The sequence below is a fragment of the Nesterenkonia sp. K-15-9-6 genome (assembly GCF_052656005.1).
Genome location: NZ_JBQYEY010000043.1, coordinates 1 through 14,022, shown reverse-complemented (window position 1 = coordinate 14,022; position 14,022 = coordinate 1). Strand labels below are relative to the sequence as shown.

Below are 14,022 nucleotides of genomic sequence, written 5' to 3'. Positions count from 1 at the left end.
TGTGATCTCCGTATTTGGTATCCTCGTGGCTATCGACTCGAGTATCCACAACTCCGGACCAACTCAGCGGGGTGGGCTCTCATTGCGGCAGGCCGGAATCCCTCACCGGCGCACGCGCACGGCCCTCCCCGTCTCGAGAGACTCCTGGGCGGCGTCGGCCACGCGGGAGGCGTCCACCGCCTCTTCCGGCGGGCACGGGTTCTCCCGCTCGCCCCGGATCAGCTCCACGAAGGCCCGCATCTCCGCGCGATAGGCCTCCGCGAACCGCTCATGAAAGGTCCGATGCGGCGTCCCGGCGGGGAACCTGACCCCCGGCTCGGCGGACCGTCCGGCATAGGAGTCGTCCAGCCCGACCTGCAGCGTGCCGGCGGAGCCTTGCAGCTCCAGGCGGACATCGTGGCCCGCCCCGTTGTACCGGGTGGCCGAGACGGTGGCGACCGTGCCGTCCTCCAGCTCGGCGAGCGCGACGGCGGTGTCGACGTCGCCGACCTGCCCGATCGCCGGGTCCCCGTTGTTGGAGCCCCGCGCGCAGACCTCCACGATCCGCTGGCCGGTCATCCATTGCAGGATGTCGAAGTCGTGGACCGAGCAGTCGCGGAACAGCCCGCCGGAGGTGGCCAGGAACTCCACCGGCGGCGGGGTCATGTCGGCGGTGATGGCCCGGATGGTGTGCAGCCAGCCCAGGTCGCCGCGGTCCAGCGCCTCCTTCGCAGCCAGGCAGCCGGGGTCGAGACGCCGCTGCAGGCCGATCTGCACGGTGCTCCCGAGCCGGGACACCGCTTCGAGCACCGGCAGCGCCGCCTCGGTGGACTCGGCCACCGGCTTCTCACAGAAGGCGGGGATCCCCGCCTCGGCGGCCCGCAGGATCAGCGGCGCGTGGGCGGCTGTGCCCACGGCGATCACGACGCCGTCGGGCGAGCCGCCGCCGGGCGCCCCGGTGAAGAGCGCGTCGACGTCGGGCGCGGCCCGGCAGCCGATGTCCGCGGCGACCTGCCGGGCGCGGGCGGCGTCGACGTCGGCGATCACCAGCTCGACGCCGTCGTCGGCGAGGGCCTGGAGGTGGCGGGCGTGCATGACGCCGATGCGTCCGACGCCGATCAGTCCGACGGTGGTGGTCATGGTGTGCACTCCTGACGCCGGGTCGCGTGGATGACGGGGATCAGCCGGAGAAGGGCAGCCGGGGGTCGATGTCTTGGCCCTCCCAGGTCCGGCGGATCCACCCGTGGTGGGGATCGTCGCTGATCAGCCACTCGCGCACCGGGCCCGGGCCGGCCATGACGTTGAGGTAGTACATGTCATGCCCGGGAGGGGTCATGGCCGGGCCGTGCCAGCCGTAGGGCACCAGGACGACGTCGCCGCTGCGCACCTCCGCGGTCACGTCGATCTCGCGCTCGTCCGAGGCGTAGACGCGCTGATAGCCCATGGCGTCCGGGCCGCCCTCCTCCGGAGTGGGGACCGGCATATCCTTCGCGGTCTGCATCTCGAAGTAGTAGATCTCCTCCAGGGCGGTCTCCCCTTCGGCCTCCTCGTCATGCTTGTGCGGCGGGTAGGAGGACCAGTTCCCGGCGGGCGTGAGGACTTCACAGACGATGAATCGGTCCGCCTCAAGCGTGGCGGGCGTGCCGAAGTTGTGGACCTGACGGGAGCAGACGCCGGCCCCGCGCAGCTCCAACGGCACCTCCTGGACGCTCAGATGCCGCACGGGATGCTCGGCCGCGGCGGGCGCGGAGGCCACCGCCACGCGTCCGCCCTGAGCAGAGCCGATGGTGAGCGCCTGCCGGATGCCGGTGTAGAGCACGTCGGTGGGGCCATGGAAGACCGACGGCCGCCCGGCGAGCTCGTAGCTCGCGCCGGCGACCTCCACGGTGAACGATCCGGTGAGCGGCACCACGATGCGCTCCTCCTCCTGGGCGTCCAGGGTGAGGGTCTGGCCGGGACTGAGGTCGGCCACGCGCAGCCCGGTGTGCTGCCAGCCGGGCACCTCGGTGGTCGAGTCCGGGGTCCCGAGGTCCAGCATCCAGTCGCCGCGGGCGGCGGAGCCGGCGGGGTGGAACCAGGGCGAGGCGGGGGCTTCGGGGCGTGAGGAGGTCATGGCTGTCCTTTCCAGGCGAGAGGGCAGGGTGGAACGGGCGATGGTGGCGCCTGACGGGTCGGTCAGTTCACCAGGGTGATGTCGAAGGAGTACATGTCCGCCCGGTAGACGTGGTGGCCGCATTCGACGGCGATGCCGCGACTGTCCAGGGCGGTGCGGTCCATCATCACCAGAGGGGCGCCGACCTCGGTGTCGAGCAGCTCGGCCTGTCGGGCATCGGCCGCTCCAGCACCGACGGTCTGGTGGGCCATACGGAAGTCGATCCCCGCGCGGCGCAGGAGGTTGTAGAGCCCGTCGGACTCGAGCTCGGCCTGCTCGAAGTCGGCGATGCCGCGCGGCACCCAGTTCTCCATGAGGGCGAGCGCGCGGCCGTCCACAGTGCGCAGGCGGACCATGTGATGGACCTCCGCTCCGCGGGTGAGGTTGAGCTGCTCAGCAATCTCGGTCTCGGCCTCCACCAGCTCCAGCGACAGGACGGTGGTCTGCGGCGTCGCTCCCTCGTCCTGGAGGTCGTTGTAGAGGCTGGAGAGCCGCAGGTTGCGCCGCACCGGCGCCCCGACCACCTGGGTGCCGACGCCGCGACGGCGCACCACCAGCCCGTTCTGGACGAGCTGATCCATGGCCTGCCGCATGGTGGGGCGGGAGAGGTTGTAGCGCTTAGCGAGGGCGATCTCGTTCTCCAGCTTCGTCTCCGGGGGCAGCAAGCCGTCCCGGATGGCCTTCTCGAAGGCGGAGGCCACCTGATGGTAGAGCGGCACCGGCGATGACCGATCCAGGGTGATGTCGAGGTCACGGGTCACGGGGTCTCCTTCGTGCGTGTAATTGTCAGTTTGTCACGACAATCGCATCTTTGGAAGAGTCTATGGGCTCATGATGTGATCCCGCCCATGATGCCACCGGACCGACGACCTGACGACGCCCACCGAAGAAGCTGGCCGGAGCGTCGGTGCGCGTCCAGGCGCGGCCGGTAGACTGGGCCGCTGCCGCAGGACGCGCCCGCCGATCGACGAAAGGGCCTCGATGACCACCCCCGCCCCGGAGAAGACAACCCGACGCCGTCGCCCCCGCCGCCAGCCGCCGGCTCAGCGGCCTCGACTGCGCCTCGGATTCGCCGGATGGGTCGTCTCTTGGCTGGTCCCCACCTTCGTGATGGGTGGACTGCTGCTGGGACTCTCCTTCGTGCCCGGCCTCGACGACGACGGCTTCCTCACCCCACTGATCCCACTGATCGGCGGCGCCGCCGTCGGCATCGGCATCCCGGGCACACTGCTGGTGACCTGGCTGTACCGGCACCACCTCAACCCGACCCTGCATGTGTTGGGCTATGTGGTGGTCGGCCTGCTCTACGGGCCGGTGGTCCTGCTGGCCGGCACCGGCGGCCTGATGCCCATGCTCATCCCGCTCGTCGGCTTCCCCGCCGGGGTGCTCCTCGGTGTGGGCCGCTGGGCCGCCCAGCCGCTGGCGACCGTGATCGATCCCGCCACCGACGAGACTCCCGCAGACGACACCCCAGCAGACGACGACGTCGACACCGTCTCACCCACCCCTGGCCGCCGCTGAAGGACATGACGATGACGCAGACCCTCCCGCAGACCACCCGCCCGCCGATGACCTTGACGATCGCCGGCTCCGAAGCCACCGGCGGTGCCGGCGCGCAGGCCGACCTGAAGACCTTCCAGGAGCTGGGCAGCTTCGGCATGATCGCTCTGACCTGCATCGTCTCCTTCGACCCGAAGGATGACTGGAACCACCGCTTCGTGCCGGTGGAGCCGCAGGTCATCGCGGATCAGATCGAGGCCATCTTCGGCGACTATGACGCCGAGGCCCTGGACACGGTGAAGCTGGGCATGATGGGCACTCCGACCACGATCTCCACGGTCTCCGAGGCCCTGGCCGCGCGCCGTCCGCGGCACGTGGTGCTGGACCCGGTGCTGATCTGCAAGGGGCAGGAGCCCGGGCACGCCCTGGACACGGACAACGCCCTGAAGTCCGAGCTGCTCCCGCAGGCCACCTTCGTGACGCCGAACCATTTCGAGGCCGAGCAGCTCTCCGGCATGACGGTGCGCAGCCTCGAGGACCTCACCGCCGCCGCCCACGAGATCCACCGGATCTCCGGGGCAGCCGTGTTGGCCAAGGGCGGAGTGCGGCTGGAGGGCCCGGATGCCGTCGACGTCTTCGTGGACGAGGACGGCGCTGAGGTGCTCCGCTCGCCGAAGATCGGCGAGCATGCCGTCTCCGGTGCCGGATGCTCGCTCGCGGCCGCCGTCGCCGCCGAGCTCTCCAAGGGCGCCACGCCGCTGGAGGCCGCCCGCCGAGCGAAGGAGTTCGTCACCGCGGGCATCCGTCAGCGGGTGGCGGGAGGCACGCCGTTCGACGCGCTGTGGCAGGGCGGCCTGCGCGGCTGACCGCTCCGGCGCCTCTCCCCGCACTCCGGCCTCAGATGCCGACATTCCCGCCCGCCCGACGGGCAGGAGCCTGAGCCGGCCCCAGATGCGAGAGAGGCCCGGGCGGTGCCGTTCTCACCGCCCGGGCCACAACCCTGACCGAGCACCTCTCCGGAGGCCGTTGCACCGAAACCTCCGGGGTCTCCAAGCCAGGTTCTCGTGATGCACGTACACCGTTTCTGTACGTCACGAACTATTTTCCTCCGGCAACGATGGATCCCTCTAGTCGACTTTCGTCTAGTGTTGCGGGGCCCGCACGGCGTGTTGTCCAGCTGACCTCCAGGTTCACCACAGGCTGCCTCCAGGTCAGCGCTTCCAGCTCGTGAAAACCTGGAGATGCCGGGCTACGCCGCGGCTCAGTCCTTCTTCACACCCTGCACTGTGACCACCCAGTGCCCCTTCCGGTCGAAGCCGGCCCGAGCCTGACCGCCGAAGGCCGCCGCGCGGTCCCGGATGCCGATCAGTCCCGCCCCTGAACTGGACCAGCGGGACACCGCCCGGCGACGTGAGGCCACCGTGTTGGTCACCGTGAGACCGGTCTCCTCCTCCCCTGCCCACACGCGGATCCAGCATGTCTGCCCATGGCCGGCGTAGCGGGCCACGTTGGTGGTGCACTCCTGCAGGATCCGGTAGAGCGCGGCGTGGACGGAGCGTGACAGCTCGGAGAGGTCGCCGTCGGCCTCACAGCTGACCGTGAACCCGAGGCCGCGCAGCTGCTCGCAGAAGGTCTCCGCGCCTGTGCGGATGTCCAGTTCGGTGGCCGAGGAGGTGGGAAGGTCTTCCAGGGCCCCGTCCTCGCGCAGCAGGTTGAGCATGCGGCGCAGGTCCTGCAGGGCCGCTCGGGAGGAGTCTCCGATGACCTCGACGGCGTTGCGGTAGGAGTCCTCGGTGTCAGCCATCTGCGCCGCCCGGGACTGCATGGCGATGATGGTGATGTCATGGGCGACGATGTCGTGGAGATCCCGGGCGATCGATTTCCGCTCGGCAGCCACGGACTCGCGGTGTCGCGCCTCGACCTCCTCCAGCTCTCGCCGGGACTGCAGCCGGGCGTTGGTGACCTTCCGGAAGGCGGACCCCAGCCCGTAGGAGCCCATGATCAGCAGCACCATGATCGCCATGAGGACCACCCCGCTGGTGGGGTCCTCCAGCTGGTTCGTCAGGAACCCGGTCCAGATCAGCGTGGCCGCCAGCAGGGACCGACGGAACAGCTTGGTGGTGACCATCGCTCCGACGCCGACCAGCAGGACGGCCAGCACCAACGAGTAGGCCAGGCCTTCGGTGAACAGAGACACCGCCACCATGATCAGCCCGACGACGGCCGCCCAGGTCACCCGCACCCACAGCAGCACCACGCAGCCCACGCTGAGCAGCCCGGCCATGGCGATCTCCACAGGGAAGGACTTCCCCTCGAGCATCTCCAGGATGATGTCGGAGCCCAGGGCGATGCCGAACAGCAGGGTGACGACCACCAGCAGCCACTTGTTCAGGTCCCGGGCGTACCAGAACCCCTGCGATTCGAACTCTCCTGCGACACTCGGCACGCAGCCAGTCTACGAGGACGGCCCCCGTCAGCTCGGCGGCAGGCTCCGGCCCCGTGCGCGCCGGACATCCAGGTCACGCTCCTACAATCGTGCTCATGACCGACACGCCCGCCGATGAGGCCCCGACGGCGCCGACCCCCCGCGCCCCCGAGATCCGGGTCCTCATCGCCGATGACCACCCGATGATGTCCACCGCGCTGCGCACCTATGTGGACTCCACCCGAGGCATGCGGTGCGTGGGTGAGGTGCGGGACGGCAAAGCCGCCGTGGAGCTCGTGGCCCAACTGATGCCCGACGTCGTCGTGATGGACATGCACATGCCCGGCACCGACGGCATCCAGGCCACCGGACAGATCCGCCGCATGTTCGACACCGTCGCGGTGCTGGCGGTGACCACGTTCTCCACGGAGCGGTACGTGATCCCCGCACTGCGCGCCGGGGCGGGCGGGTACATCGTCAAGGACGCCGAGCCGGAGGAGATCATCGAGGCGATCCGGCAGGCCCATGACGGGCTGGCGCCCTTCTCCCCCTCGGTGGCTCGGGAGCTGATGCTCTCGGTGAAGGACGACCCTGCCCAGGTGGAGTCCATGCTGCGCCGCTACCCGGAGCTGCCGCGCATCCCGGAGCGGGAGCTGCAGGGGCTGAAGCTGCTGGCCAGCGGCCGGTCCAACGCAGAGATCGCCGCGGAGATGGTGGTCTCGGAGGCGACGGTGAAGGCCTATATGGGGCGCCTCATGCAGCGCCTCGGCGTCCGCGACCGGGTGCAGCTGATCATCCGCGCCACGGAGCTCGGCCTGGTGGAGCCGGCGCTGGACTGAGGAGGCCCAGCCCGGGCCCCCTCAGACCACGTCCCGTGCCGCCCGCTCACCCCGCGATCGGGTTCTCCAGCTCTCCGGCGTGGATGAGCGAGCCGGAGGCGTCGGCCAGGTCCACCATGTGCCGGGTGTTGCGCAGCTGCAGCCTGTTCAGGCAGGAGTGCGCATAGCGCGGCACCCGCAGGTCCAGCCGACGACGGCGGCTCACCCCCTCCGCCTCGCCGCGGGCCTCCTGCTCCGCCACCACCTGGCTCACCACCTCCCAGAAGGCGGTGTCGGTGAGGACGCCGTCGGCATGCAGCACCCCGGCCAGGTGACGCAGCACCCCGCCGAAGACATCGGTGAAGATCAGCTGGGCGGCCTCGTCGTCGTCGATGACGTGCCGCATCCGGGAGATGTCCTCGTCCAGCTCCCGGTCACCGATGACGGCGGCCTCCTCGCCGATGTCCTTCATGAACACCCCGGTGACCCGGCCCTCCCGCAGCCGCAGGATGATGTTCTCCCCGTGCGGCATGAACGCGAGCTCGTGGACCTCCAGGCAGTGCAGCACCGGCAGCAGGTAGGCCCGCAGGTACTCGCCCAGCCAGGCCCGGGGCTTCAGCCCGGAGTCCTCGATGAGCGCCGCGGCCATCGAGGCGCCGCGCGCGTCCCGGTGCAGCAGCGCGGCCATGGTCATCAGCCGGTCGTCGGGCTCCTCCCGTTCGCCGAGCCGGGCGATCGGGCTCTCCCGCCACAGGGCGGCCAGCATCTTCTGCTGGTGGGAGGAGGCCTCGGCCCGGTGGTACGCGTCGCCGGTGTAGCCGATGGCGGCGTGCTCGCGCAGCACGTCGAAGCCGAGCTCAGCCAACCGGGCGTCGCCGCGCACCTGGGCTGCCACCCAGTCATTGATCGCGGGGGTGGCACGCATGTAGGCCGGGGAGAGCCCGCGCAGGAAGCCCATGTTCTGGATGGACAGTGCGGTCTTGATGTAGGACCGCTCCGGGTGCTCGACGTCGAAGGCGGTCCGGATGGACTGCTGGGGCTGCCAGGCCCCGGGCCCCTCCCCCAGCACCACAAGATCACGCCGGGCGATGTCGGGGGCGAAGCTGACCGCCACCCGGTGGCGGAACTGCCAGGGGTGCACCGGCAGCAGCACATAGTCGGCGGGGTCCAGGCCGAGGTCATGGAGCCGGGCGTGCAGGCGGGCCCGCCCCGCGGCTCCGAGCTCCAGCTCCCAGTGCTGAGCCTCCGTACGCCCGGCGCCGAGGTCCAGCCGAGTGTGGGCCCGTCGGGCGGCCACCCATACGTAGCGGAAGGTTGCACCGGACTCCGGCGCATAGGCGCGCAGGTCGTCCACACTGAAGCCGATGCGCCCGTTGGTGGCCACGAAGCAGGGATGCCCCTCGGTCATGCCCGCCTCGGTGTGCTGCAGATCCCCGGCGACGTCGAGGTCCCGCCGTCCGCGGGCCAGCTGGGCGGCCGAAGGGCCCCCGCGACGGTTCTTGAACGCCGCGCTGGCCAGGGTCGCGGCGACCTCCTCCAGGTAGGTGCCCAGCAGGTCCTCGGGGATGCCGAGGAGGTGCTGCAGCTCGACGATCAGCTCTTGGGCGTCCAGGGGGCGCTGATGGCCGTGGACGGCGTCGAGGCGCTGCAGGCTCTCCTCGTCGAGGACCCAGTGGTCCAGGGCCAGGCGGCGGGCTCGGAACCGGTAGGTGCTGGCGCCGGGGACCTCCAACCTCCAGAGTGGCGCAGCGCCGGCGGGCTCGCCCCGGTCCTTCTCGGCCACCGGGCTGAGGAGCTTCTCATGGCTGAACTCCGCCAGCGCCTTGGCCACCAGGTGCCGCTGGGCGAGGGCCATGTGCTCGGGCCGCAGATGCTGCGTCCCCGCGTCACCCCCTGACCCCACCCCTGCGACCGACCCGGCGGCCGACCCGGCGACCGACTCTGTTCCCACCCCTGCGGCCGCCGCCTCGGGGCGGGTCCCGCGGGCCAGCACGCTGAGCATGGCCCGTTTGTCCGGCAGGGCGATCTCGCGCAGCTCCTCGAAGCCGACCTCGCGGTTCTTCCGGCGCACCGCACCGTTCTCCACGTCCGGCTCCACCACGAGACGGCCTGCGCCCAACGACCAGCAGTGCGCGACGACGGCCCGCATGATCGCACTGGTCAGTCCGTGGCGCCGGCGTGTCACGTCCTGCGGCGCCGGTGCGACGAGCAGATGCATGCCCAGGTCACCGGTCTCGGCGTCGTGGACGTCGGTGAGCACCACGCGGGTCGGGTCATAGGTCTCCACGTAGACCAAGGCGTCTCCGGCCTCCTCCCCGATCCAGGCGTCCTGGGCGTCGTCGTCGGTGATCTGCTCCAGGTACCGACGCACCTGTCCACGGCTGAGGTGCCCCATCTGCCAGTGGTGGGCGCCCGGGTGGGTCAGCCACCGGTGCACTCGGCCGGCGTCGGTCTCCGGATCAGCGGGCCGGAACACCAGCGGCAGGTCCGAGGTGCCGCAGGCCGGCTCCGTCAGTGCGGGGTCGTCGACGATCGGCACGGCACCGGCAGGGGTGTGTCCCGTGTCTGTGGCCTGTCTGGTCTCGGTCGTCTGTGTGGACATGGTCGCCTGTGGGGTGATGGTCGTCTGTGGGGTGATGGTCATCGTGGCACCTCCGCGGTGGTGGGGAGTCCGAACTGCTGGAAGGCGATGCGCCGCTCCAGCGGGTAGTGCTCCTCGCCGGTGATGGTGGCGAGGATCGAGGCGCTGCGCCAGGCGCCCATGCCGAGGTCCGGCGCGGTCAGCCCGTGAGTGTGCTCCTCGGCGTTCTGCACGAAGATCCGTCCGCCGAGCGTGTCGATGCGGTAGTCCCGCCCGACGGCGAGGCGGCCGGCGGCGTCGCGGCCGATGAGGTGTTCCACGGGTTCCAGGAAGCTCGGGTCCCGGGGCGTGTAGCCGGTGGCGAGAATCAGGTGGCCCGTCTGGTGCTCGGCCTGCTCGCCCAGCTGCCGGTGCACCAGCTGCAACCGGTGGGACCCGTCGGCGGGATCCCAGACGGCGCCGGTGACCTCTGTGTCGGTGAGCATCCCGACCTCGAGGGGCCGGTGGGCGCTGAGCCGATAGAGGGCGTCATGGATCCGGTCGATGGTGGCGGTGCTGATTCCCTTGTAGAGCCCGCGCTGCTCACGGGTGAGCTGGTCGCGCACGCCCTCGGGCAGGCGGTGGAAGTGATCGGTGTACTCGGGAGAGGTCAGCTCCAGGGTCAGCCGGGTGTCCTCCATGGAGAAGAAGCGCGGGGACCGGGTGATCCAGTCCAGCCGCAGGTCGTGCTCCCGATGGGACTCCAGCAGGTCCAGGAAGATCTCGGCCGCGGACTGCCCGCTGCCCACCACGGTCGCCGATCCGGCGGCGAGGATCTCCTCGCGGCGGTGCAGGTAGTCCGCCGAATGGGTGGCTGCCGGCGAGGCGTCCACATCCTCCCGCAGCGCGGCGGGCACATGCGGGGCGGTGCCGATGCCCATCACCACGTGGCGTCCCCGACGGACCTCCACCCCGTCCGCGGTGACCGCGGTGACCACGAAGGTGTCGGTGGCGGCGTCGTGCTCCACGGACTCCACCTGACGTCCCCAGCGCAGGGAGGGGAGCCGATCGGCGGCCCACCGGCAGTAGGCGTCGTACTCGCTGCGCAGCGGGTGGAAGTCCTCGCGGATGTAGAACGGGTAGAGCCGCCCGGTCTGCTTGAGCCAGTTCAGGAAGGAGAACTCGGAGGTCGGGTCCGCCATGGTCACCAGGTCGGCGAGGAACGGTACCTGGATGGTGGCGTCGGTCAGCATCATGCCGTGGTGCCAGGCGAAGCCGTCGCGGGAGTCGAGGAAGACGGCGTCGACGTCCTCCAGGGGGTGGGCCAGGCAGGCCAGCCCGAGGTTGAAGGGACCGATGCCGATTCCGACGACGTCGTGCACGGCGCCTCCGCCGGCTTCCTCCGGGGTCGGTGTGCTGGTCATCGAGAGGCCTCCTCGGCGAGACTGGCCGGCGCTCCGGCCCGGTGACGGTGCAGGATGCGGGCGCATTCGGCGACCTCGTCCAGGCTCTGGGCCACCTGCTCGGCGGTGGTCTCCGGGTCCAGCAGCGTGAGCTTCAGACAGGGCCGGGAGTCCAGGACGGTCTTGGCGACCATGACCCGCCCGGACTCCTGGAGCACCTGGCGGACCAGCGCGACCAGCGCATCGGCGTCCTGGTCCCCCACGCCTGCCGGCTGCCACCGGAAGAGCACCGTGGTGAGATCGGTGGGAGCGAGCAGCTGCAGCTCATCGTGGCCCTCCACGTGGCGATGCACCTCCTGGGTGAGGTCCAGCAGGGCGTCCCAGGCCCGCCCGACGGCGTCGACGCCCGCCCCGCGCAGGGTCGCGTAGAGCTTCAGGGCGTCGAAGCGTCGGGTGGTCTGCAACGACTTGTCCACCTGATTGGGCTCGGCGCCGCCGGCGGGGTTGAGGTAGTCGGCGTGCCAGGCTCCTCGCCCCAGGTCTGCGGGGTCGCGCACCACCAGGGCGGAGGAGGAGACCGGCTGGAACCAGGCCTTGTGGAAGTCCAGCGTCACGCTGCGGGCCGATTCGATGCCGGCCAGCCGATGGGCCTGGCGCTCCGAGGCCAGCAGCCCGCAGCCGTAGGCGGCGTCCACGTGGAGCCAGAGGCGCTGGCCGCGGCAGATCTCGGCCAGCGGTTCGAGCGGATCGATGACCCCGCGGTCGGTGGTGCCGGCAGTGGCGGCCACGGCCATGGGAACCCGGCCGTCGGCGGCGATGTCGTCGAGGACGCGCCGCAGGGCTGTCGGGTCCATGCGGCCGGCGTCGTCCGAGTCCACGGTGATGACCGCGTCGTCGCTGAGGCCGAGGAGCAGCGCGGCCTTGGCGATGCTGAAGTGGCTCTGCGAGCTGGTGAGCACCACCAGCTGCTGCTGGCGCACCGCACGGGCGGGCCCGGAGGTGCCGGCCAGGGCCGCCTCCCGGGCCAGGAACAGGGCCTGCAGGTTGGACTGGGTGCCTCCCGAGGTGAAGATGCCGTCGCCCCGGCTGTAGCCGATGCGCCCGGCGATCCAGCTGATCAGGCGGCGCTCCAGGAACGTGCCGATGCGGGACTGGTCGTAGGTGTCCACGGAGGGGTTGACGGCGGCGAGCACGGCCTCGGCGGCCACAGCGTGCACGTCGACGGGACAGTTCAGATGGGACAGGTACGCCGGGTGGTGGTACCAGACGGCTTCGGCGAGGAAGAGCTCGTCGAGCTCCTGGAGCAGGGCGGGGCCGCCGATGCCGGGGGCGTCGAGGTCGACGGCGGCGGCTCGGTCGGCGAGCTCACGCTGAGGCGTGTTGGTGGAGGGCGCGTCGGCGGAGGCGAGTCGCAGGGAGATCCGCGAGCTGACCTCCCCCATGAGGGCGTCATAGGACCCGGTGGCTCCGGGGCGCAGAAGGGTGAGCTGATCTGGGAGGACATCATGTGAAGCTGTCATGTGAGGGGAGCATAACTGCAATTACGTCATATTCAAGTGCTGTAATCCTGTGAGGTTGCTGGAAGCTGCTTGTGGGCCCGGCGCACTGCCGATGGCCCGGGCCCGTCGGCGCGGCCGCGAGGGCCTGCCAGGACGCAGGTGTCCCGCGCTGACCGGAGGTGCAAGAAAGCCCACCCAGCCCTCGCTGCCCCATGCTCAGAGTGAGGCATGTCACCGACCTGTGACGTTGCGCGTCGTCGACACCTGCGGGCTGGCATCCGTCGCACACGCAGTGACTCTCGGGTAACATGTGGGGCGGCGCACATCACCGACCAGCTGCTGGAGGCCCTCATGCGAGCCGAGATCGACCCGGACTACGACGTCACGACGCCCCGCGACCTGGACTACTACGGCGTCTTCGCGGACATCCCTGATCAGGACCGTGCCTGGTGGACCCGTGCCCGGGAGTTCTCCACGGGCCTCGAGGAACGCATGACGCAGTGCTGGGAGGCCGGAGAGTACCCCGTGGATCTGGTCCGAGACGCTGGCGCCCGCGGGCTGCTCACCGACGGGGTCGACGTCGACGGCGTGGGCGAGGGCCTGAGCACCCTCTCCCCTCTGGCGGCCGGACTGGTCAACATGGAGACCTCCCGGACCGACGGCTCCCTGGGCACCGCACTGGCCGTGCAGGGCGGTCTGGCACTGCGCACGCTGGCGATGTTCGGCTCCGATGAGCAGAAGCAGCAACACCTCGCCGACCTGGCCACCGCCCGCACCCTGGGCTCCTTCGCCCTGACCGAGCCCACCCACGGCTCCGACTCGGTCTCCCTGGAGACCACCGCGCAGCTGGTCGGCGATGAGACCACCGGCCACTACGTGCTCAACGGCGCCAAGAAGTGGATCGGCAACGGCGCCTCCGGCGGCATCACCTTCACCTGGGCCCGGGTCTCCGGCGGCGAACACGACGGACAGGTCCGCTGCTTCCTGGTCAACCAGGAGACGGAGGGCTACCGGGCCGAAGTCATCGAAGGCAAGGCCTCGCTGCGCGCCATCCACCAGGCGGTCATCGAGTACCACGACGTCACCCTGCCCGCCGACGCAGTGCTGCCCGGCTCACACTCGTTTAAAGACACCTCCAAGGTCCTCTTCGCGACCCGGCTGGGAGTGGCGTGGTCCGCCGTCGGACACGCCGCCGCCGTCGTGGGGGCCGCCCTGAGCTATGCGACCCAGCGGGAGCAGTTCAGCAAGCCGCTGGCCGGGTTCCAGCAGGTCCAGGAGCGGCTGACCTGGATGACCAGCGAGCTGACCTCCATGCAGCTGCACGTGCGGAAGGTGACCGAGCTCGACGCCGTCGGGAAGCTCTCCGGCCCGCAGGCCTCGATGGCGAAGTACCACAACACTCGCAAGGCCCGGGCGATCGCCCAGGTGGCCCGCGACATGCTCGGCGGCAACGGCATCCTGCTGAAGAACAAGGTGGCCCGGCACATGGCTGACATCGAGGCCATCCACACCTATGAGGGCACCGAGTCCGTGCAGTCCCTGATCATCGGGCGCGACCTGACCGGGCACTCCGCCTTCGCCTGAGCCCTCCCCCGCGCTGAGTTGGTCTGGAGTTTTGGGGTGTCGGGTCGCGGGCGGGGGCGCGGAACGAAAACACCAAAACAACCCCGCCCGACACCAGCCCGC

General features: G+C 70.4%; 11 protein-coding genes. 4 read left to right on the top strand and 7 right to left on the bottom strand.

What is annotated here, in order from left to right:
• Positions 1–102: 102 nt before the first annotated feature.
• From SD455_RS16290 to SD455_RS16280, 3 genes are all read right to left on the bottom strand, one after another.
• Positions 103–1,119, bottom strand: coding sequence for a Gfo/Idh/MocA family oxidoreductase (locus SD455_RS16290; protein WP_445508721.1), 1,017 nt, complete (start codon positions 1,117–1,119; stop codon positions 103–105).
• 40 nt (positions 1,120–1,159) lie between these two features.
• Positions 1,160–2,092: a 5-deoxy-glucuronate isomerase gene (iolB, locus tag SD455_RS16285; protein WP_070158340.1), complete on the bottom strand. Its 933-nt coding sequence runs from the start codon at positions 2,090–2,092 to the stop codon at positions 1,160–1,162.
• Between the two features lie 62 nt (positions 2,093–2,154).
• Positions 2,155–2,892 carry a GntR family transcriptional regulator gene (locus tag SD455_RS16280; protein ID WP_070158339.1) on the bottom strand — a complete coding sequence of 246 codons (738 nt, stop codon included), beginning with the start codon at positions 2,890–2,892 and terminating at the stop codon, positions 2,155–2,157.
• 220 nt (positions 2,893–3,112) lie between these two features.
• Between SD455_RS16280 and SD455_RS16275 the strand changes: the two genes are divergently transcribed.
• Together SD455_RS16275 and SD455_RS16270 are read left to right on the top strand one after the other, a co-directional pair.
• Positions 3,113–3,652, top strand: a complete 540-nt coding sequence (locus SD455_RS16275; protein WP_070158338.1) for a hypothetical protein — start codon at positions 3,113–3,115, stop codon at positions 3,650–3,652.
• Between the two features lie 11 nt (positions 3,653–3,663).
• A complete protein-coding gene (locus tag SD455_RS16270; RefSeq protein ID WP_070158337.1) occupies positions 3,664–4,497 on the top strand; it encodes a hydroxymethylpyrimidine/phosphomethylpyrimidine kinase in 834 nt (277 codons plus the stop codon).
• Between the two features lie 395 nt (positions 4,498–4,892).
• Here the strand turns inward: SD455_RS16270 and SD455_RS16265 are convergent, their stop codons facing one another.
• Positions 4,893–6,077: a sensor histidine kinase gene (locus tag SD455_RS16265; protein WP_070158336.1), complete on the bottom strand. Its 1,185-nt coding sequence runs from the start codon at positions 6,075–6,077 to the stop codon at positions 4,893–4,895.
• A gap of 95 nt (positions 6,078–6,172) precedes the next feature.
• Between SD455_RS16265 and SD455_RS16260 the strand changes: the two genes are divergently transcribed.
• Entirely contained in the window at positions 6,173–6,895 is a 723-nt protein-coding gene (locus SD455_RS16260) for a response regulator transcription factor (RefSeq protein WP_070158335.1), read from the top strand.
• A gap of 46 nt (positions 6,896–6,941) precedes the next feature.
• Here SD455_RS16260 and SD455_RS16255 read toward each other — a convergent pair whose 3' ends face one another.
• Genes SD455_RS16255 through SD455_RS16245 form a run of 3 tightly spaced genes read right to left on the bottom strand, consistent with a single transcriptional unit; the run spans position 6,942 to position 12,357 of the window.
• Positions 6,942–9,518 carry a GNAT family N-acetyltransferase gene (locus SD455_RS16255; protein WP_445508720.1) on the bottom strand — a complete coding sequence of 859 codons (2,577 nt, stop codon included), beginning with the start codon at positions 9,516–9,518 and terminating at the stop codon, positions 6,942–6,944.
• Positions 9,515–10,858: a lysine N(6)-hydroxylase/L-ornithine N(5)-oxygenase family protein gene (locus SD455_RS16250; protein WP_070158334.1), complete on the bottom strand. Its 1,344-nt coding sequence runs from the start codon at positions 10,856–10,858 to the stop codon at positions 9,515–9,517. Before SD455_RS16250 ends, SD455_RS16255 begins: the two co-directional genes overlap by 4 nt.
• Entirely contained in the window at positions 10,855–12,357 is a 1,503-nt protein-coding gene (locus tag SD455_RS16245; RefSeq protein ID WP_445508719.1) for a pyridoxal phosphate-dependent decarboxylase family protein, read from the bottom strand. Before SD455_RS16245 ends, SD455_RS16250 begins: the two co-directional genes overlap by 4 nt.
• Before the next feature lie 330 nt (positions 12,358–12,687).
• On the opposite strand from SD455_RS16245, the gene SD455_RS16240 reads away from it, so the two are divergent.
• Positions 12,688–13,920, top strand: coding sequence for an acyl-CoA dehydrogenase family protein (locus tag SD455_RS16240; RefSeq protein WP_445508718.1), 1,233 nt, complete (start codon positions 12,688–12,690; stop codon positions 13,918–13,920).
• The last annotated feature ends 102 nt before the right edge of the window (positions 13,921–14,022 follow it).